General features: G+C 36.5%; 17 protein-coding genes. 13 read left to right on the top strand and 4 right to left on the bottom strand.

The genetic code is table 11. The features are described 5' to 3' along the window. Positions 1-52 precede the first annotated feature (52 nt). The 4 genes from MKY13_RS18810 (at position 53) to MKY13_RS18795 (ending at position 3,807) form a co-directional block, all read left to right on the top strand. Positions 53-1,750 carry a M3 family oligoendopeptidase gene (locus tag MKY13_RS18810; protein ID WP_191701475.1) on the top strand — a complete coding sequence of 566 codons (1,698 nt, stop codon included), beginning with the start codon at positions 53-55 and terminating at the stop codon, positions 1,748-1,750. A gap of 147 nt (positions 1,751-1,897) precedes the next feature. Further along, positions 1,898-2,986, top strand: coding sequence for an AI-2E family transporter (locus tag MKY13_RS18805; protein WP_191701402.1), 1,089 nt, complete (start codon positions 1,898-1,900; stop codon positions 2,984-2,986). Between the two features lie 111 nt (positions 2,987-3,097). Continuing rightward, positions 3,098-3,562 (top strand): hypothetical protein, encoded by a 465-nt coding sequence (locus tag MKY13_RS18800; RefSeq protein WP_339214435.1) that lies wholly within the window; start codon positions 3,098-3,100, stop codon positions 3,560-3,562. A gap of 20 nt (positions 3,563-3,582) precedes the next feature. Next, entirely contained in the window at positions 3,583-3,807 is a 225-nt protein-coding gene (locus MKY13_RS18795) for a hypothetical protein (protein ID WP_339214433.1), read from the top strand. A 324-nt stretch (positions 3,808-4,131) separates the two neighbouring features. Here MKY13_RS18795 and MKY13_RS18790 read toward each other — a convergent pair whose 3' ends face one another. The 4 genes from MKY13_RS18790 to MKY13_RS18775 all read right to left on the bottom strand — a co-directional run bounded on the left by MKY13_RS18790 (position 4,132) and on the right by MKY13_RS18775 (position 9,378). Then, on the bottom strand, positions 4,132-6,249 hold the full coding sequence (locus tag MKY13_RS18790; protein ID WP_339214431.1) for an MMPL family transporter: 2,118 nt from the start codon (positions 6,247-6,249) through the stop codon (positions 4,132-4,134). A gap of 107 nt (positions 6,250-6,356) precedes the next feature. Next, complete coding sequence (locus MKY13_RS18785) at positions 6,357-7,373, bottom strand: inorganic phosphate transporter (protein WP_339214429.1); 1,017 nt, start codon at positions 7,371-7,373, stop codon at positions 6,357-6,359. Positions 7,374-7,391: 18 nt separating this feature from the next. After that, on the bottom strand, positions 7,392-8,012 hold the full coding sequence (locus tag MKY13_RS18780) for a DUF47 domain-containing protein (protein WP_191701397.1): 621 nt from the start codon (positions 8,010-8,012) through the stop codon (positions 7,392-7,394). 202 nt (positions 8,013-8,214) lie between these two features. Continuing rightward, positions 8,215-9,378, bottom strand: a complete 1,164-nt coding sequence (locus MKY13_RS18775; RefSeq protein WP_339214427.1) for an SAM-dependent methyltransferase — start codon at positions 9,376-9,378, stop codon at positions 8,215-8,217. A gap of 136 nt (positions 9,379-9,514) precedes the next feature. Here MKY13_RS18775 and hflX point away from each other — a divergent pair, with 136 nt between their 5' ends. The 9 genes from hflX (at position 9,515) to MKY13_RS18730 (ending at position 20,311) form a co-directional block, all read left to right on the top strand. Further along, a complete protein-coding gene (gene hflX / locus MKY13_RS18770; protein WP_339214425.1) occupies positions 9,515-10,792 on the top strand; it encodes a GTPase HflX in 1,278 nt (425 codons plus the stop codon). A gap of 301 nt (positions 10,793-11,093) precedes the next feature. Continuing rightward, positions 11,094-12,578: a peptide MFS transporter gene (locus MKY13_RS18765; RefSeq protein WP_191701394.1), complete on the top strand. Its 1,485-nt coding sequence runs from the start codon at positions 11,094-11,096 to the stop codon at positions 12,576-12,578. Positions 12,579-12,890: 312 nt separating this feature from the next. Next, a complete protein-coding gene (locus MKY13_RS18760; protein WP_191701393.1) occupies positions 12,891-13,724 on the top strand; it encodes a GNAT family N-acetyltransferase in 834 nt (277 codons plus the stop codon). Positions 13,725-13,795: 71 nt separating this feature from the next. Next, a complete protein-coding gene (gene menC / locus MKY13_RS18755) occupies positions 13,796-14,905 on the top strand; it encodes an o-succinylbenzoate synthase (RefSeq protein WP_339214423.1) in 1,110 nt (369 codons plus the stop codon). A 1,130-nt stretch (positions 14,906-16,035) separates the two neighbouring features. Then, positions 16,036-16,992 (top strand): ABC transporter permease, encoded by a 957-nt coding sequence (locus tag MKY13_RS18750; protein ID WP_191701391.1) that lies wholly within the window; start codon positions 16,036-16,038, stop codon positions 16,990-16,992. Continuing rightward, the gene (locus tag MKY13_RS18745; protein ID WP_339214421.1) at positions 16,979-17,935 is read left to right on the top strand and encodes an iron chelate uptake ABC transporter family permease subunit; all 957 of its coding nucleotides are present in this window, start codon (positions 16,979-16,981) and stop codon (positions 17,933-17,935) included. The genes MKY13_RS18750 and MKY13_RS18745 overlap by 14 nt, the downstream gene beginning before the upstream one ends. Then, positions 17,932-18,699 carry an ATP-binding cassette domain-containing protein gene (locus tag MKY13_RS18740; RefSeq protein ID WP_339214419.1) on the top strand — a complete coding sequence of 256 codons (768 nt, stop codon included), beginning with the start codon at positions 17,932-17,934 and terminating at the stop codon, positions 18,697-18,699. Before MKY13_RS18745 ends, MKY13_RS18740 begins: the two co-directional genes overlap by 4 nt. A 178-nt stretch (positions 18,700-18,877) precedes the next feature. Then, positions 18,878-19,915 (top strand): siderophore ABC transporter substrate-binding protein, encoded by a 1,038-nt coding sequence (locus tag MKY13_RS18735; RefSeq protein ID WP_339214417.1) that lies wholly within the window; start codon positions 18,878-18,880, stop codon positions 19,913-19,915. A gap of 63 nt (positions 19,916-19,978) precedes the next feature. Continuing rightward, positions 19,979-20,311: an antibiotic biosynthesis monooxygenase gene (locus MKY13_RS18730; protein WP_191701387.1), complete on the top strand. Its 333-nt coding sequence runs from the start codon at positions 19,979-19,981 to the stop codon at positions 20,309-20,311. Positions 20,312-20,396: the final 85 nt, after the last annotated feature.

Raw genomic sequence — 20,396 nt, 5'->3', positions numbered from 1 at the left:
TATAATAAATAATAAAGAGTGAATTTTGAATTACTAGATGGGGTGAATGAGTTTGGTAACATTTAAAGAATTTGAATATAAACGTCCGGATTTAGAACAGATGAAAGAACAAACAGCTGCATTATTAGAAGAGTTTAAAGCTGCCACTACTGTGGATGAGCAAAGCGAGGTTATCGAAAAATTAAACGCCATTCGCAATACATTTTCTACAATGGCCAATATCGTTTATGTACGTGCATCAATTGATACGAATGATGACTATTATCAAAAAGAGCGTGACTTTATTGATGAAGTAAGCCCACTGGCAGATGAGCTTGTTTTTAATTACTATACAGAACTGGTAAAATCACCATTCCGAGCTCAGTTAGAAGAGAAGTGGGGTACGCAGCTCTTTGCTTTAGCGGAAAACTTATTAAAAGGTTTCTCGCCTGCAGTAATCGAGCTTATGCAAAAGGAAAATAAATTAACGTCTGAATACAGCAAGCTAGTTGCTTCTGCTCAAATTGAATTTGATGGTAAAACATTGACATTAGCACAAATGGGGCCATACGCAGAATCTACAGATCGTGAAGTACGTAAAGCAGCGCGTAAAGCGACTGCAGACTTTTATGCATCAAATAAAGAAAAGTTCGATCAAATTTATGATGATTTAGTGAAGCTGCGACATGAAATCGCGACAAAATTAGGCTTCAAAAACTATGTGGAACTAGGCTATGTCAACATGAACCGTATTGACTATAATGCAGAAATGGTAGCAAAATTCCGTGAGCAAGTACGCGAATATATCGTTCCTCTTGCATCAAAACTATATGAGCGCCAAGCGGAACGAATTGGTGTAGAAGACTTCAAGTTCTATGATGAGGGCTTAACGTTCTTAACAGGAAATGCTGTACCTCAAGGGGACCCACAATGGATTATTGATAATGGTAAAAAAATGTACGAAGAATTATCAAATGAAACAGGCGAGTTCTTCAACTATATGATCGAGCATGATTTAATGGATTTAGTTGCGAAGAAAGGTAAGGAGAGCGGTGGATATTGTACGTTTATCGAAGATTATGAATCTCCGTACATCTTCTCAAACTTTAATGGCACATCCGGAGATATCGATGTACTGACACATGAGGCTGGCCATGCATTCCAAGTATATTCAAGCCGAAATATTGGGATTCCTGAATACTTATGGCCGACATATGAGTCAGCTGAGATCCATTCAATGAGTATGGAATTCTTTACTTGGCCGTGGATGGAGCTATTCTTCAAGCATCAGACAGATAAGTATAAGTTCTCACATTTGAGCAGCGGGCTACTATTCTTACCATATGGTGTAGCAGTAGATGAATTCCAGCATGTCGTGTATGAAAATCCACAAATGACACCAGCTGAACGCAATGTTGCATGGAAAGAAATTGAGGCGAAATATTTACCACATCGTGATTATGATGGACATGATTATTTAGAATCAGGTGCTTTTTGGCAACGACAAGGGCATATTTATTCAAGCCCATTCTATTATATCGACTATACGCTAGCGCAAATTTGTGCATTCCAATTTTGGAAACGTTCACGAGAAGATTTTAAAGGAGCTTGGAAGGACTATCTTCACCTATGTAGTCTTGGCGGTTCATTTGCATTCACAAAACTTGTTGAAGAAGCCGGCTTAGTTTCTCCATTTGAGGATGGCTGTGTAGAATCAGTTATTGGCACAATTGAGGACTATTTAAATTCAATCGACGATAAAAAACTATAGTAGATAAAAAGGATTGTTTTGCAAATACTCAGTTGCAAAACAATGCCTTTTTATTTTGTATTTTATGAAGCTTTATGGCATGCTAAAACGTACATAATCTATAGTGATTAATAAAAGAAAAAGATAGTTGAGAAAGAGAGTGAGCCGATGACAAGGAAGCTGTGGTTTCAAGTTGGGGTAGGGATTTTAATTACTTTACTGATTATTAAATATTTTATTGAAATTCATGCGATATTTAATCCAATTATCATTATTTTTACGACAATTCTTGTACCGCTACTACTCGGCGGAGTGCTCTATTATATTTCAGAGCCGTTGCAGCGTATATTGGAAAAACGCGGAATGCCGAGATGGGGAAGTTTAATTACAATTGTTCTTATAATTGCCGGTTTATTCGCAAGCTTTCTGATTTTGATTGGTACTCCAGTTGCCAACCAAGTAAATAGACTTGTGGAAAATGCACCGACGATTGCGAAGGATATTGAAGAAGCAGCAGATTTTATATTAGATAATAAGGAAAATATTCCGATGTTACCTCCTCAGGTAGAAGAGTTTATCGGGTCGGTAACCAATTCCATTCAAGACATTGCTGTCGCAAGTAGTAAATATCTTATGTCCTTCTTAAGTGGAGCGGTAACGGTGACATTAACATTAGTATTAGCGCCGTTTTTCTTTATTTTCATGTTGAAAGACCATGAAAAGTTTGCTCCCCAAATTTATGGTATATTTTCCGGGGAACGTCGCACATGGGTGAAGAAAACTTTAGAAGACATTGATAATGTATTAAGAAGCTATGTACAAGGACAAGTATTGGTCAGCTTTTTACTCGCAATCATGATGTACATTGGCTATTTAATCATTGGTTTAGATTATTCATTGTTACTTGCTTTGTTTGCATTTTTTATGAATATGATTCCATTTATTGGTCCGTGGCTATCCCTTTTACCCGCAGTGATTGTAGCGCTTCTAAATAATCCATTTGACGTTATTTGGGTGGGTGTTGTGACGCTTATCGCTCAACAAGTAGAAAGTAACTTAATTACACCAAATGTTATGGGCCGCTCTTTGGATATTCACCCGTTGACAGTAATTTCAATCGTATTAGCAGCAGGGAATATCGCTGGATTTATCGGGATTTTAATTGCCATACCTACGTACTGCGTCATTAAAGTAATCGTTCAAAATATTTATGAAGAACGCAAACACATTAAAGAGACTGCCAATAAGACGGTATAGTTTTATATTGCTAAATTGCGGGGTATATGTGACAAACATATGCTTCGCTTTTTAATTTTCACTGAACACGGTATACTAAATAATTGAAAAGACATTTAAAAGGAGCATACAATGCTAACATTTGAACAAAAACAAGAAATTATCGAATCATTTCCTCAGTTGACTAAAAAGGAAATTTCATTAAAACGTGTGAATTATCACTTTGAAGGAAGCCTTTACGAAAAAACAATCGTTGTAGAAAAGTTGCACCCTAACGGCAATGGCTTTGTTTTCGTAGGAGACTTATTAAAATATGAAAAAGAAGCAGGCGACAATGGACTTGTGAACATTCGTGATTATGACGAAGAAGCGTTACGTGAAATTGTACGTGATGCCATCGACTATTTATCGGAAGAAGAAGTAGAGGACTTGCCTATTATCGAGACATGGGTATCTCGTGAAGGTAGTGAGCTGAATCTCGAATTTAACGATCGTTCTTGGAATATTTATCATCAAGGAAATTTAGAGGAAACATTCGGTACGCGTGAAGACGCTGTCGCTTATTTGCGTGAAGATGGTTTCCGACTTTCAAAATAGATAAGTGGGGGATATGAAGGATGGGGCAGGACCAGCAATCAAAAGAGATGTCAGGGAATAAAATGGTGAAAATTATCATAGCTATAATTTTAGTCGCTTCCATTATTATCATTGTTGCAATTCAAGCATTTTACATGCTGTGGGAGCCTAAAGAGCCGAAGCAAATTGAACAGCAAAACGATGAGCAGCCAAGCTATTCGAAATCGGCACAGCATTATTATAAAGAGCTACTTTATTTAAGTTAATATAGTGTGCTATTCCCTCTTGTTGTTTCTACGGCAAGAGGGAATTTTAACAATAGTATTTAAGTTATTTTCTAATAAATAAGGGACTGTTCTAATATATTTTTAAAACATCTAATAAAATTGTGATTTTCTAATAACCTAATGTGTTGTGCTAATAAGTGTTGGAGAAATGCTAAAATAGGCTGTGGATGTTCTAAAATCATCTCAAGTTGTTCTAATATCCGTTCGATTTGTTCAAATAAATTCACATCCCACCAATTACAGTGATTTAAAAATGCCATCTATCCTCATAAATCCGGATAGATGGCTATTTTCATTTTCTCTTTATTTCGGTCTCGTGTCTTTTCTAAACGGCAGCCACCAGTTCCAATCGCCGAACAGCTTCATGAAACTAGGGACAAGCATGAGTCGGATAATTGTTGCATCAATGGCAATAGCTATTGCAATACCGACACCAATTTGCTTAACAGGCATTACATCAGTAAATGCAAATGCGCCAGTAATGACGATCATAATAAGTGCGGCTGAAGTAATGATTTTACTTGTTGAGACAAGTCCATCTATTGTTGCTTTTGTATTATTCGAACCTTTTAAATATTCCTCCTGAATACGGGAAATTAAAAATACCTCGTAGTCCATACTTAATCCGAATACTAAACAGAATATAAGAACAGGAACTATCAACACAAGTGTTGTTGCCTCCAAACCGAAATGTCCATATTGGAATATGTAGACGAGAATCCCGAACGTTGCACCAAGCCCTAAAATGTTCATGATAATCGCCTTTAATGGAATTAAAATCGATCGGAATGCCACCATTAAAATAAAGAATGTTGAAACGATGATAATGGCAATTGCAATAAGTACCTTATTTGCTATTTCATCAAATATTTCCTGGTTGAACTTCGCTTGACCAGACAATGCGAAATCAACACCTAAATCTTTATCCATCCAGTCGCGTACAAAATCCTGTGCTTCTGAAGTTGCACCAGTTGTATTTAAATAGGCCACCATATACATTTTATCTTCTTTAATAAAGTTTTCAGCAACTTCATCGAGTACTCCCGGTGCTTGTGGGTTACTATTTGCCATTTCCCACATTTCAGCAGATTCAATATTTGCCACTGTAAACATAGAAGTTACGCGGTCTACCATTGGATCATCTAATAGCTGTTGTTGAATATCGAATATTTTTTCGCGTCCTTCTGTCGTATCCCAGTCATCGTAATTTTCAGCAAGCAAGAAGACAGGTGTATTTTCAGCTATGCCAAATTCTTCATCCAGTTTATCGAAAGTTTGGCGAGATTCATAAGAAGTCGGTAATGACTCCGTTGAAGGAATCGTTAACTCAATATCTTTAATCGGCACCATTGCAATGATTAGAAGGATAACGGCAACGAAAATAATAGTGACGGGACGCTTCATAACGAAAGCGGCAAACTTTTGCCAACGAGAGGCAGTCGGCTTGATACGGAAAATACGTCCTTTATTTAAACGGTCTCCGAGCAGAATAAGAGTTGCAGGTAAAAGAGTTAGCCCTGTTAATACTGCCAATAGCACAACAATTGTTCCGCCCAAAGCGATATTCATGAAAATCTCAACATCAATGACAACCATTGCACCGAGCCCAATCATGACACAAAGTGCGGAAAAAATAATCGAGCGCCCTGCTGTTTGAATAGCGGTTTGTACAGAGTGTTCAATTGACTGTGTATTGCGCTCTTCACGATAACGATTGATTAATAATAAAGCGAAATCGATACTTAACGCTAAACCGAGCATTGGTACAATATTTAACACGAAAATGGATAGGTTAACGGAATCCCCTAAAAGTGTTAAAATACCGAGTGTCATGACAACAGTTGCACCACCAACAAAAATTGGCAGTAATGAGGCAACGATAGTACCAAATGCAAGTAGTAAGACAATCAATGCAATAGGTAAACCAATTGTCTCTGCTTTAATTAAATCATTTTGGCTAGCTAGATTAATATCTTTTGAAATAACAGGTTCTCCCGTAATAGAAATGCCATTATTTTCACCGAGCTTTTCTCTCAGTTCATCAATAATAGGGAAGTAATCGACGACTGAGTTATCAAACTCTAAAAGACCGTAAGCAAAACCATTGTTATTTAATTCTTCTACACCTACTGGAGAGGTAATAGTTTGTATTTCCTCGATCGTTTCTAAACTTTCAAGTGCCGTATTGATTTCTTTGTTGGTTTTATCTTCAAACAATACGAAAATCGTTTTTGCAGGAAGGTTGAAAGTTTCGGAAAGTTCATTTGTTACATAAGAATGATCTCCATCATAAAAAAATCCATCCCCTTGCAGTTTAGCGGGAAGTTGTAATGCCAAATAGGCAAGAATGACTAAAAGCGTACACCATATAAGAACTATGGGCTTTGCGAACCTTGTGACAAATGCTGCGAACTGTTTCATCTAATACCGCCTTTCTTTCTCAGTAATTACAGTGTAATAGATTCCTGGAAAAAAAGAAAAGAGGGAGGTTTGCCCGAAAGAAATTTCGGAACATACCTATCCTCCAACTAAAAGAATATGTTTAATATTGTGTAAATAACTGCTGCCATGACAGCAGAGATAGGCATTGTAATAATCCAAGTAGTGACTATTTTACGAGCCATTCCCCAGTTTACGCCTTTAACATTTTGAGCCGCACCAACACCCATAATCGCAGATGAAATAACATGTGTTGTAGATACCGGTAAATGGATTAGTGTTGCCCCAAAAATAATCGATGCAGAAGAAATATCGGCTGCTGCACCATTTACAGGGCGGATCTTCATGATTTTCCCACCGACTGTTTTAATGATTTTATAACCACCAATGGATGTACCGAGACCCATTGCTAAAGCACAGGCGAAACGCACCCAGCTTTGTACATCATCAGTAGTTTGCCAATTGGCTGCAATAAGTGCCATTGTAATAATACCCATTGCTTTTTGCGCATCGTTTGTACCGTGCGTAAATGCCTGGATCGCAGCCGTGAAAATTTGCATAATACGGAAGCCCTTATTTGTTTTATACAGGTTCATATCTTTAAAAAGGAATTTCATAAGTGTCATCATAATATATCCGACAGTAATAGCAATGATTGGTGAAGCTAATAAAGCGATAAGAATTTTAGAAAAGCCACTATAATTTAAAACACCAATTCCAGATGCTGCAATAGCTGCACCGGCAATTGAACCAATCAATGTATGTGAAGAACTTGATGGAATCCCAAAATACCAAGTGACTAAGTTCCAAGTAATTGCAGATAATAATGCTGCTAGTATAACAACAGAACCGATTAATGGTGCATCAGGGGATGACAATGCAAATGGATCAACAATATCTGATGCAATCGCTTTTGCTACGCCTACGAATGTAATGGCACCTAAAAAGTTCATAATTGCTGCCATGATTACCGCTACTCGAGGCGGTAGGGCACGTGTAGAAACAGATGTTGCAATAGCATTTGCAGTATCATGAAAACCATTAATGAAGTCAAATGCAAGTGCAAAAAAGACTACTAAGACGGTAATAATAAGTAGTGTGTTCATAAAAGGACTCCCTAAATTTTACGCGTTACGCATAATGATTGTTTCAATTGTGTTTGCCACTGTTTGACAGTAGTCAGCAATTTCTTCTAACTGCTCATAGATATCTTTGAATTTAATTAAACGAATTGGATCTTTTTCATTTAAAAATAGTTTTTTGATTGAAGAACGTAATACTTCATCACATTCACGTTCATAATCTTTAATTAAAATCGCATGCTGACGCATACCAACAAGATCCTTTTTGTTTAATAGCTCCATTGCTTTTACAATTTCATCTGTTGATTTGGCAATGTAGACTAGGAAATCACGCATCGAATCATCGATTTCTGTTAAAGAGAACATTTCAAAATGTCCAATTGTGCCTTCTGTTCCATCTAAAACATCATCCATACGAATGGCTAATGATAATATATCTTCACGCTCGATTGGCGTCATAAATGACTTATTCAGCATAACGATTAATTCATGGATCAATTTATCGCCCGCTGTTTCATATTGTTTCATACGAATACTAATCTCTTTTAAATCTGCAACCGTTTCGATACGGAAATCATTTGCATAGTGAATGCCTTCACGCATATTTTCAGCAATTTTTAATAATGCCGCGAAAAACGGGTCTTGCTTCTTTGAACTAAACATGGAATTGCCTCCTGAATTTATATAATAGAAATTATTTTAAAAATTAACCTCAATTATCATAACAAAAACTTAAAAAAATCTATACAAAATTTACGTTGTGTGAGTTAAACTTTACAATTCTGTAACATAAGGAAAAAGTGAATATTTGCTTATATTTAGTCAATAAAGAGAAAATTATGAGCAAATAGAGAATATAGTTATGTTATTTCAATAAAATTTGTAGTTCGTTTTCTAAAAAGGGCTTTGCATTTAAAAAGCGCACAAATTCGTCATATTTTACTCGTTGTTCATTTGTTGGCTTTTTCCCCGTGAAATATGCACGAATTAAAATATTCTTTGGGGTATTTTCCATATCGATAAACTCTAATAGCTGTGTATCATAGCCAACAAGTGATAGTAGCTCAGCACGAATGGAGTCTGTTGCTAATGCAGCAAAGCGCTCTTTCACTAATCCATGTTGAGTCATGACTGATAGAGCGGGTGCTTGAAGCTGACGGTTAAGCTCATGTTGACAGCAAGGAACACTTAAAATTACTTTTGCTCCCCATTTCACTGCACGTGCCAATGCCATATCTGTCGCGACATCACATGCATGTAACGTTACAACCATATCGACTTGAGTTTCTTCATTAAAATCATTAATATCGCCTACTAAAAACTGTAGATTTTCATACTGTAAATCCTTGGCAATATGATTACATTCATCGATTACTTCTTTCTTTAGGTCTAGACCTGTGACGTGAATATCCAGTTCTTTTTCGACTTTTAAATAATAATACAACGCAAATGTTAAATACGATTTACCAGAGCCAAAATCTAAAATACGAATTGTTTTGTCTTTTGGTAAGTGGGCTAAAGAATCATCAATAAACTCTACAAATCGATTGATTTGTTTAAACTTATCGTACTTTTGCTTTTTGATCTTCCCATCTTCCGCCTGCACACCTAAACGAACTAAAAACGGGTGTACTCGTGAGTCATCCAGTAAGTACTGTTTTTTACGATTATGAGATAAATCAACTTGTTTTGCCGTCGCATTTTGACTTGATTTCCAGAGTACTTTGTTTTTTTTGGAAAGCTGTACCTGTATCGTCTGTTCCTGAAACTCAGCATGCGCTTGCCTGAATTTCTCAAAAAGCATGTCGAGCTTAGCGGTCAAATCCTGTAACGTAACATTTTCATGCTTTAAAATTCTTTCATATTGATATTCAAGCTGTATCATATATTCTTCGCGTATTTCGACTGGCTTTAGCTTTACGCGTTTTAAGTCATTTGATTTTTGCCGAGGTTGGCTAATTGTTGCTTGGATTAATGTTTTATTAGAAATTAGTGCGAGAAGTTGCACTTTCATTTGTTCAAATTCCATAAAAACCGCCTTTTCTTTTTTCAAAATAATCATGTTCGTATAATATAATAATGCGCCTTTGTCGTCTCATTGTACAGGCTTTTGAATTGTATGATACGATGGGAAAAAGTTTTAATGTAAGCAAGGAGGCAACAGTTTGAAAGATGTTGAAGTATTAGTTGAACGCGGTGTATTAGTCGGAGTCAATTTACAAAAGAATGAGCATTTCGATTATTCAATGGAAGAATTGGCGAATTTAGCGGAAGCATTGGATGTAGAAATTGTCGGTATGGTAACGCAAAATTTAGAGCGTGTAACATCGTCACATTATGTAGGCACTGGGAAAATTGAAGAAATTAAAGCATTCTTTGAAGAAACAAATGCAAACATTGTTATTTTTAATGATGAATTGTCCCCTTCGCAAATTCGAAATTTAGAGCGGGATTTAGAATGTAAAGTAATTGACCGCACTATGTTGATTTTAGATATTTTTAGTCGGCGTGCAAAAACACGTGAAGCACAATTGCAAGTGGAACTTGCTCAACTTCAATATATGCTTCCACGCCTAGTTGGGCTTCATGCATCATTATCACGTCAGGGCGGTGGCACAGGTGGGGGCTTTAAAAACCGTGGTGCAGGTGAAACGAAGCTTGAGTTGGACCGTCGAAAGATTGAAGATCAAATTTCGAAAATTAAAAAAGAATTAGAAGTAGTAAAAGAACAGCGTGAAACACAACGTAAGCAACGCCGTAAAAATGCTGTGCCAGTCGTTTCCATTGTAGGATATACAAACGCAGGGAAATCTACAATTATGAACCAGCTGCTTGCAAAGGCTGGCCAAGATGTAACAAAGCAGGTTTTTGAAAAGGATATGCTTTTTGCAACATTGGAAACGTCTGTCCGCAATATTGAACTCGAAGACAATAAGTCGTTTTTACTTACGGATACTGTAGGTTTTGTTAGTAAATTACCTCACCATTTAGTGAAGGCTTTCCGTTCGACTTTGGAAGAAGCACGTGAAGCGGATTTACTTTTGCATGTTGTCGATGTATCAAATGAAGAATACCGCTTCATGATGGACGTGACGAATGAAACGTTGAAGGCTATCGATGTTGAGAATATTCCTACCATTTATGTATACAACAAATCTGATTTGGCAAGTTTAGAATATCCGTTAGTAAGTGGCGATAATATTTGGCTTTCTGCGAAGCAAAATGTTGGCTTGGATGAATTGCTGCAGCTTATTCGCAAACAAATTTTCGCCAACTATATCACCTGTCAAATGCTGATTCCTTACGATCAAGGAGCTGTGGTTTCTTATTTAAATGAACAAGCTACCATTTTTGAAACAGCTTATGAAGAAAATGGTACGTTACTGACGCTCGAGCTTAAAGAAGCGGACTACCAAAAATACGACAACTATGTCCTGAAATAAAATAATAAATCTAAGGTATATTGCGGTGGCAATGTACCTTAGATTTTTTTGTGGTTATTTATCCAAAAAGAGGCAGAGTCAAAATGATTTCTTTATATAATTAATTGCTTTATAATTCAAAAGTCTAAAATTTAATAATATATCTTAATTGTTAGAAAATAATGAAAAATGACATAATTATAACATTTTGATTATTTGTTGATTTTAATCAACTATTGCGCTAAAGTGTTTCAAGTGTATTATTTCAAATGTCAGACAACAGACTTAATTGTCGGAATATTTATTAATCGGAGGATTTCAAATGTATTCAAAAGAAGAAATAGTGAAATCTGTTCCTCAAACAGGATTTGTCGGTCAACCAAAAGGTTTATTTACATTATTCTTTACAGAGTTTTGGGAACGATTCTCATATTACGGAATGCGTGCCATTCTACTTTTCTACATGTACTATGCTGTTAAAGATGGTGGATTAGGATTAGATCGTACGCAGGCAAACATTATCATGTCGATATATGGTTCATTAATCTACATGTCAGGTATTATTGGCGGTTGGATTGCTGACCGTATAACGGGTACACGTAAAGCTGTATTCTATGGCGGTATATTAATTATGGTCGGTCATATATTATTGGCATTACCGCTTGGTGTAACAGCGCTGTATTCATCAATGTTCTTTATTATCATTGGTACAGGCTTACTTAAACCGAACGTATCATCAGTTGTAGGTGATTTATATGCGCCAACAGATGCACGTCGTGATTCAGGCTTCTCCATTTTCTATATGGGTATCAACATGGGTGGTTTCTTAGCGCCTTTATTAGTTGGACTATTCCAAAAGAACTGGGGCTTCCATGCCGGATTTGCAGTAGCTGCAGTAGGTATGTTCATCGGATTGGTTGTATATTTAATGTCTCAGAAGAGTCTAGGCTTAGCTGGTTCATTTGCACCAAACCCTCTTACTGACGTAGAGAAGAAAAAATCAGCACGTAACTTTACAATTGGTGGTATAGTCATTGTAATTTTAGGTTTCATTGCATATCAAACAGGTAATGCAAATATCGAAAACTTCTCATTATTAATTACAGCATTAGGTATTTTAATTCCAACTTTATTTATTACTTATATGTACCGTAGCCCAAAAACAAATGCGGATGAAAAATCTCGTTTGTTGGCATATATCCCATTATTCCTATGTGCGGTAATGTTCTGGGCAATTGCAGAGCAGTCTTCAACAATTCTTGCGACATTTATTGATACACGTACAAATTTAACATTTTTAGGGTTTGAAATTCCGGCTGCATGGTTCCAATCATTTAACCCACTGTTCATTATTTTAATCGCACCAATATTTGCGGTTCTTTGGACTAAGTTAGGGGATCGTGGACCTTCAACACCGAAGAAGTTTGCGCTTTCGCTATTCTTCTCAGGTACTTCTTTCCTAATAATGATTGCTGCAATCGTTTTAACGCCTGCAGATACATTAGTTAATCCATTATGGGTTGTGTTCTCGATTTTCCTAGTTGTATTAGGTGAATTATTACTTTCACCAGTTGGTTTATCTGCAACAACAAAGCTAGCTCCTGCAGCATTCGCAGGACAAACAATGGCTTTATGGTTCTTGGCAGCAGCAGCAGCTCAGGCAATTAACGCACAGTTAGTTCGTGTATACGAGCAAGTTTCAGAAACAGCTTATTTCGGTGTATTAGGTATTTTATCTATTGTACTAGGTATAGTTATCTTAATCATTTCACCAATCATTACGAAAGCAATGCGCGGTGTAAAATAATTTTTTAACCTTAATTTGTAGATTTTTTTACGAATTAAGGTTTTTTCTTTTGGAAAGAAAGGAATAATAAAAGTTAACTACTTAAAATGGTAGCTTGTGGTATATAATGGAACTGGGAGAATCCTTACTAAAATAAAATATCTCCAATAAAAATTTTAGTTGGGAAGGATTAATACAACACTTGAAATATGCAGAACATTCCCGATGGTTACAAGATCTCGATAAGCAGTGTAAACGGCTGAGAGATGCAAATAATTGTAATAACAGTTTTAATGGCACGATGAAAAAGTAACTATAGGGGAGGCAAACATTATGTTAGAATCAGTAACGATTAAGGAATTGACGACAATTGAACAAATTGAAGAGGCACGTGAGTTAGAGCATGAGATTTGGGCAGTCGGTAGCATCCCTGTTCATCAAACCATTGCAACAATCCGTAATGGTGGAATTGTTCTTGGAGCTTATTTAAATGACGAGATTATTGGCTTTAACTATAGTTGTCCTGGATATATGGATGAGCAAGTGTATTTATATTCCCATATGATCGGTATTAAACGTAATTACCGTGAGCAAGGTGTAGGAGAATTACTAAAAAATTATTTGAAAGATATCGCTATCGAACGCGGCTATCGCACTTGTCGATGGACGTTTGATCCGCTTGAAGCGCGTAGTGGTTATTTAAACTTTTCGAAGTTGCGCAGTTATAGCGATACTTATATAGAGAACTGCTATGGTGAGATGGAAGATCCATTTAATAAATTATTGCCTACAGATCGCCTTTGTGTAGAGTGGCAGCTCGTTGATAATGATTACTTACGTTGGGATGCAAAAGTAGAAGAATTGCTTGATGAAGCAAAACCTATCGTAGATTGGGAAGCAAATATTGTAGGGTTGCCTACATTGGATAAGGAACAAAAGTTTAGTAAAGAGGAAACACTTATCCACGATGCATATACATTGCCTATTCCAACAAACTTTCAAAAAATCAAAGTGGAGAGTGTCGCTTTAGCAGAAGATTGGCGGTATAAAACAAGAAATATACTACAAGCAATGTTTGACCAAAATTATAAAATTATTTATTTAATGAAAAAAGATGAGCAAATAAGCCATTATCTACTTGTGAAGCGTTCCTTATTTGCTCTTTAATTCCTTTTCAGCGGGTGCATCATTGCCCGCTGAAAGTTTTTTTAATTTAACAATTAATAGGAGCAATGAACATGAAATTAGTCGAAGTCACAATGCATGAACTCGTAATGAAGATGAAAACACCATTTACAACGAGCTTAGGGTCAATGCAAGATAAACGATTTTTAGTAGTGGAGGCGAAGGATGAAAGTGGAGTTGTCGGTTGGGGAGAAGGTGTTGCTTTTGAAGAACCATCCTATACCGAAGAAACTTTTAAAACTATGCGTCATATATTGGAGGATTTTTTAATTCCAACATTATTGGGAGCTGAATTGAAGCATCCAGATGATGTATTTGAGATGTTTCGGCCCATTCGTCGCAACAATATGGCGAAAGCAGCAATTGAAGGTGCAGTATGGGATATTTACGCCCAATTAATGAATCAACCGTTAGCGAATGTCATCGGAGGATCCCAGGATAAAATCGAAGTGGGGATTAGTATTGGATTACAGTCTACAGATGAACAGCTTATAAAAACGATTCAACATTATTTAGATGAAGGTTATAAAAGAATTAAAGTAAAGATTAAGCCTGGAAAAGATATCGAACTTTTACATACTATTCGCCAAGTATTTCCTAATATCCCTTTAATGGCAGATGCAAATTCCGCATATACATTAGAAGATATGGGGAATTTAAAAAAGCTGGATGAGTTCAATTTAATGATGATTGAACAGCCACTTTCCCATGATGATTTAATCGACCATGCCTTATTACAAAAGGAAATTAAGACACCGATTTGTTTAGATGAAAGCATTACCTCTCTTGAGGATACACGTAAGGCGATTTTGCTGGGGAGCTGTGGTGTTATCAATATTAAAATTGCACGAGTAGGCGGTATTAGTGAAGCAAAGCGCATTCATGATTACTGTATGGAGCACCATATACCTGTTTGGTGTGGAGGGATGCTTGAAGCAGGAATAGGCCGGGCACAAAATGTTGCCCTTACAAGTCTTGCTAACTTTATAATGCCTGGAGATACTGCTGCCTCAAGCCGTTATTGGTATGAAGATATTATTAGCCCGGAAGTAACAGTAGAAAATGGCTACATTAAAGTTCCTCAAAAAAATGGAATCGGCTATGAAGTAAATCGTGCAATATTGGAAAAGTACAGTGTCAATAAAACAACATATCGGATTTAGATACAAGTGGCTGGGACAAAACCCGCCCAAAATCAAAAGTCCTGCAAGATTTACGATTAGTAAATTTGAATGGCTTACTTATTGTGTCACCTGCGTAGCCGTTGTTCTCCGTTACGGCGGACGCTTTCCTAGGGGCACGGCTCGAGCCTGTAGTCTCTCCCTCGTGCTGTTCCCCTGGGAGTCGCCGCCTTCACTCCGAACAACTAATTTTTCATCTATATCAAGTAAATCTCTGCATAATTTCAGGCATGAAAAAAGGATATTCTCTGTAAAAATTTAAGTATCCTGCCACCAAATTTTAAACGAAAGAAGTGTTACCTCTCCGAATATTTACCTTATAAAGCGCAAAAGAGAAATTGCACAATGCAATTTCTCTTTTTGCGTGAACTGGAACTAATCCCCTCTTTGAGATTGTCGACAAAAGGCCAGGAGAGATGAACTCTCGAGACTTTTTGTCTTTTTATTATAAATTTCAACTAGATGGTTAGCCGGAACAATTTGTTCACGTTCATTGTTTGATTACTATTCATTAGAGAAATCCTAACTCAATTTATTTAAAGCGATTAATAAGTTGATTGGAGTGGAGGGACCGTGACTCCACCGGGAACAGCAAAATTTATTTTGCGACGAGTAATCGCAGGAGCACCGCGCGGAAGATCCACTAAATTGTGCCTGCCGTTGTAGGAACAATTTAGTTAGCTGGAGCCGTGCCCCGGGAAAGCATCGGTCCCGGAATGGAAATCAACGGTTCAGTGTTAAGGTGATTTTTAAACAAACATTTTTTAAGAATTTGTTTACAGTCTGAAACTACGAATTTATATTTGTGGTTTTTTATTATTTCGTCTAATTTCCTATATATACTGTACTTTGTAAATAAAACGGCTAATTGCTCTTAAAATACTAATTTCAATATATTCGCTGTTCAAAGATGCTTTATTTTTAAATCGTGTGTTTGATTTTCATTATTAGCAATTATATAATGATGTAGGGAAAGAAATGATTCTCATTTTCATTGAGAATTAGTGAATACGTGTTAGTGTACCATCAGAGTTATTAGTTCACTCAAAAATTCAACAGCGTTTGGCTATTGGAATTAAAATAAAATATATAAAGAATAGTGGGAAAATGAAATGAGACTTTGGATGCTCGTTGCAGCAACCATCGTTCTGTCCTTTATATCATTATTTATTGGGGCAATCGACATTAAACCATCTGATTTATTGGATTGGGATTCAGATAAAACACAAATTTTCCTGATGAGTCGAGTGCCACGATTAATGGCGATTATACTTGCTGGGGCAGGGATGGGTATTTCAGGCTTAATTATGCAAAGCTTAAGCCGTAATAAATTCGTATCACCGACAACATCGGGTACGTTGGATGCGGCTAAACTAGGTATTGTAGTATCGATGGTATTTTTCACAAGTGTAGGTTATATGGAGAAAATTCTCTTTAGTTTCACCTTTGCACTTATTGGTATGATGATTTTCATGCGTCTTCTGGAAAGTATTAAATTTAAAGATGTAATTTTCGTGCCTCTAATCGGGATTATGTACGGGAATATCATAGGTGCTATATCCACATTTATTGCCTATGAAGCAGATGTAATGCAAAGTGTGGATACATTCTTTTTAGGTAGTTTTACACTAGTTGTTTCAGGACGTTATGAGTTGCTTTATGTAGCTGTACCTGCGATTATTCTTGCTTACTTATATGCAAATAAGTTTACAGTGGCAGGAATGGGTGAAGATTTTGCGAAAAATCTAGGGTTGAGCTATCGTACTGTATTAAATCTCGGTTTAGTGCTTGTCGCGATTATTTCAACTACAGTCGTATTAACAGTAGGGATTATTCCTTTCTTAGGGTTAATCGTGCCAAACATAGTTTCATTATATATGGGAGACAATTTACGTAAAACGATTCCGCATACAATTTTCCTAGGGGCAGCATTCCTATTGATGTGTGATATCCTGAGTCGTCTTATTGTGTATCCGTTTGAAATTCCGGTAAACACAACGGTTGCGGTAATCGGCAGTGCAATCTTCTTAGTAATGTTGTTTAGGGGGAAAGCATATGCGAAAAAATAGAACGAAGCTTATTGTTTTAGCCGTAATCGCGATTATTAGTATACTGTTATTTTGTCTATATAATATTCAAGGTGGATTTAGTTACGCCTTTCCAAAACGTGTAGAACGTGTATTGGCAATGATTATTACCGGTACTGCCATTGCGTATGCGACGGTAACATTCCAGACAGTTACACATAATCGATTATTAACTCCTTCAATGATGGGTGTTGACTCGATGTATGAAGTCGTCCAGACGGTCATATTCTTCTTTGCGGGGTCCGCCTCTATTTTTGTAGTAAGCCGTTATTTGAATTTTGGATTATCAATTGTTGCGATGGTTATCTTCGCACTTATTTTATACAGATTTCTATTCAGGGCCGATAAGCATCCAATCTTCCTACTGCTGCTAGCAGGGATGATTATAGGGACACTGCTCGGTAGCTTAGTAACATTTTTACAAGTAATTATTGACCCGGTAGAATATGAAAGCTTACAATCTCGTTTATTTGCGAGCTTTATGAATGTTAAAACTGAGCTTTTACTTATTGCTATCGTTATATTAGTGGCTTCGTTTATATATGGTTATCGTTTATTAAGGGATTTAGATGTAATGTCATTAGGACGTGAAAATGCAATAAACTTAGGTGTAAACTACGATAAAATTGTATTGAAAGTACTAATTTTATCTTCCGTGCTTATTGCAACATCTACTGCGCTTGTCGGTCCAATTACGTTTTTAGGGTTAATCGTTTCAAACTTGGCATATCAGTTTTTTGCTACGTACAAGCATTCCGTTTTAATAGTGGGTGCGAGTTTAATTAGTATTATTGCACTTGTCGGTGGGCAGTTCTTAGTACTGCATGTGTTCCAGTTAAGTACAACGATCAGCGTTATTATTAACTTTGTCGGTGGACTTTACTTTATTTACCTAATACTGAAGGAAAGTAGGAAAGCAGGATGATTGAAATTAAAGGGCTTTCTAAAAGCTTTGGAAAAAAACCGGTCGTTGAGGATGTCTCATTAACTATACAGCCAAAAGCAATCACTTCATTTATCGGACCGAATGGAGCAGGTAAATCAACATTATTATCAATGGTAAGCCGATTGCTTGATTCAGATACAGGGGAAGTATTTTTAGATCAAAGTGATGTTAAAAAAATGAAATCTAATGATTTTGCTAAACGTGTGGCTATTTTACGTCAGTCAAATCATTTAAATGTACGATTAACTGTACGTGAACTCGTGGCATTTGGTCGTTATCCTTATTCAAAAGGGCGTTTAACAGCAGAGGACGAAGCACATATTGATCGTGCAATTGAATACATGACATTGGGCGATATGGAACATAAATTTTTAGATGAATTATCCGGTGGTCAAAAGCAACGTGCTTTTATCTCGATGGTAATAGCACAAGATACTGAGTATATTTTATTGGATGAACCATTAAACAACCTGGATATGAAGCACTCGGTTCAAATCATGAAAATTTTACGCAAGCTTGTAGATGAATTAGGCAAAACAGTTGTCATTGTGTTGCATGATATTAACTTTGCTTCGGTGTATTCAGACCGTATTGTCGCTTTAAAAGATGGACGCCTTGTAAAAGATGGTCCAACTCATGACATTATTAATTCAGAAGCACTTCGGGAAGTATATGACATGCATATTCCGGTTCAAGAACAAGATGGTTGTAGAATCTGTGTATATTTTAATTCCCAAAGCTAAAGATAAGTAAATGTATAGGTTATTCTCGCTTATACATTTATTTTATAAATTTAAATGAGAATGAATATTAATTTCATAAAAACAATTGACAACTTTAAACAGTTGATTTAGACTTACGTTAGTTAATTGAAAACGATTATCACTCTCGGTTGAGAGAAAAGTAGGAGGAAATTTTAACATGAAAAAGTGGAAATTTTTAACGGCAGCAGCATTAACATTAATGCTAGCAGCATGTGGTTCAGATGAAGAAAAGGCAACTGAAACAAATGAACCTGCTGCAACTGAAAACAGTGAAACATCTGCATCAACAGAAACAGCAGCATTCCCAATGTCAGTTTCTCCATTATCAGCAGGAAGTGAAACAGAGGATGGGAAATCAGTTTCCTTTGAAGATGTAACATTTGAAGAAATGCCAAAAAACATCGTAGTACTTGACTACGGTTTCTTAGATACACTTGATGCATTAGGCGTTGAAGGAATTGTTGGTATCGCTGCAAACGGAGGTAAAGGGAATATCCCGGCGCATCTTAAAGAGAAATACGTAACAGATTCAGTAGCAGACGTTGGTACTTTAAAGCAAATCGACTTTGAGAAAGTAGCAGCTGCTAACCCAGATGCAATTTTCATTTCTGGTCGTCAAGCTCCATTCTATGAAGAGTTAAAAGAAATCACTCCAAACGTAGTATTCATCGGTTCTGATAACTCGAACTACGTTGACGGTGTATTTGAAACTGTAGACTTGGCAGCAAAAATCTTCGGTAAAGAAGAAAAAGCTGAAGAGTTAAAATCAAGCTTACAAGTTAAAGTTGATGAAGTGAAAGAAAAGGCGGCTGGCTATGAAAATGCATTAGTAGCAATGTACAACGACAAAAAAATCTCTGGTTTCGATAACGGTGAAGATTCTCGTTTTGCATATGTATACAATGACTTTGGCTTTAAACCTTCAACTACAGATATTAAAGCATCTTCACACGGTTCAGACTTCTCTTATGAATCAATCCTTTCTGTAGATCCAGAAGTATTATTAATCATTGACCGTACAGCTTCTGATGTAGATACTATTAAAGCTGACATCGAAAATGATATCATCAAAAAGACTCGTGCTTACAAAGAAGGTAAAATCGTTTATCTTGATGGTGTAAACTGGTACTTCTCTTCTAACGGTGTAACAACTGAAGCAGAAAAATTAGATGAAATTTTAAACGAATTAAAATAATATTATAAATAGGGCATGTCTCATTTTGAGGCATGCTTTTTTTAAAAAAAGGAGCGATAGATTATGTTTGTACAAATACGTAAATGGGTTGTAACCGAGGGTAACTCTGAAAAAATTATCGAACGTTTTAGTAGGAAGCCGGATCAAGGTCCATCGAAATTAGAACAACGTGAAGGATTTATTGGTCGCGAACTATTGGTGAAAAATGTCCGCCGCGGTGAAGAAGAAGTGGTTATGATTATCCGTTGGGAATCAGAGGAAGCATGGAAGGCTTGGGAAAAGAGCCCTGAACATATCGCTGGCCATAAAGCGAAAATAAAAGAACATGGTGGTAAACCGCCGAAACCAGAATTCGTCATTTCGATGGAGCATGGAAATTACACTGTTGTAGAATAATGAAGACTTACGAAAGTCTACTTTGCTGAAAATAATAGCAAAGTAGATTTTTATTTTTTTACGTAGTACATATAATTTTGGGTAA

This window comes from Solibacillus sp. FSL W8-0372 (assembly GCF_037969735.1).
Lineage (GTDB): Bacteria > Bacillota > Bacilli > Bacillales_A > Planococcaceae > Solibacillus > Solibacillus faecavium.
This window is presented reverse-complemented; position numbering and strand designations above follow the sequence as displayed.

Excerpts from the sequence above, each read along its gene's own strand:
- MKY13_RS18785 (WP_339214429.1), bottom strand. The coding sequence starts at position 7,373 with ATGAACACACTACTTATTATTACCGTCTTAGTAGTCTTTTTTGCACTT.
- MKY13_RS18750 (WP_191701391.1), top strand. The coding sequence starts at position 16,036 with ATGAGACTTTGGATGCTCGTTGCAGCAACCATCGTTCTGTCCTTTATA.
- MKY13_RS18805 (WP_191701402.1), top strand. The coding sequence starts at position 1,898 with ATGACAAGGAAGCTGTGGTTTCAAGTTGGGGTAGGGATTTTAATTACT.
- MKY13_RS18760 (WP_191701393.1), top strand. The coding sequence starts at position 12,891 with ATGTTAGAATCAGTAACGATTAAGGAATTGACGACAATTGAACAAATT.
- MKY13_RS18745 (WP_339214421.1), top strand. The coding sequence starts at position 16,979 with ATGCGAAAAAATAGAACGAAGCTTATTGTTTTAGCCGTAATCGCGATT.
- MKY13_RS18790 (WP_339214431.1), bottom strand. The coding sequence starts at position 6,249 with ATGAAACAGTTCGCAGCATTTGTCACAAGGTTCGCAAAGCCCATAGTT.
- MKY13_RS18800 (WP_339214435.1), top strand. The coding sequence starts at position 3,098 with ATGCTAACATTTGAACAAAAACAAGAAATTATCGAATCATTTCCTCAG.
- MKY13_RS18730 (WP_191701387.1), top strand. The coding sequence starts at position 19,979 with ATGTTTGTACAAATACGTAAATGGGTTGTAACCGAGGGTAACTCTGAA.
- menC (WP_339214423.1), top strand. The coding sequence starts at position 13,796 with ATGAAATTAGTCGAAGTCACAATGCATGAACTCGTAATGAAGATGAAA.
- MKY13_RS18740 (WP_339214419.1), top strand. The coding sequence starts at position 17,932 with ATGATTGAAATTAAAGGGCTTTCTAAAAGCTTTGGAAAAAAACCGGTC.
- MKY13_RS18795 (WP_339214433.1), top strand. The coding sequence starts at position 3,583 with ATGGGGCAGGACCAGCAATCAAAAGAGATGTCAGGGAATAAAATGGTG.
- MKY13_RS18780 (WP_191701397.1), bottom strand. The coding sequence starts at position 8,012 with ATGTTTAGTTCAAAGAAGCAAGACCCGTTTTTCGCGGCATTATTAAAA.
- MKY13_RS18735 (WP_339214417.1), top strand. The coding sequence starts at position 18,878 with ATGAAAAAGTGGAAATTTTTAACGGCAGCAGCATTAACATTAATGCTA.
- MKY13_RS18765 (WP_191701394.1), top strand. The coding sequence starts at position 11,094 with ATGTATTCAAAAGAAGAAATAGTGAAATCTGTTCCTCAAACAGGATTT.
- MKY13_RS18775 (WP_339214427.1), bottom strand. The coding sequence starts at position 9,378 with ATGGAATTTGAACAAATGAAAGTGCAACTTCTCGCACTAATTTCTAAT.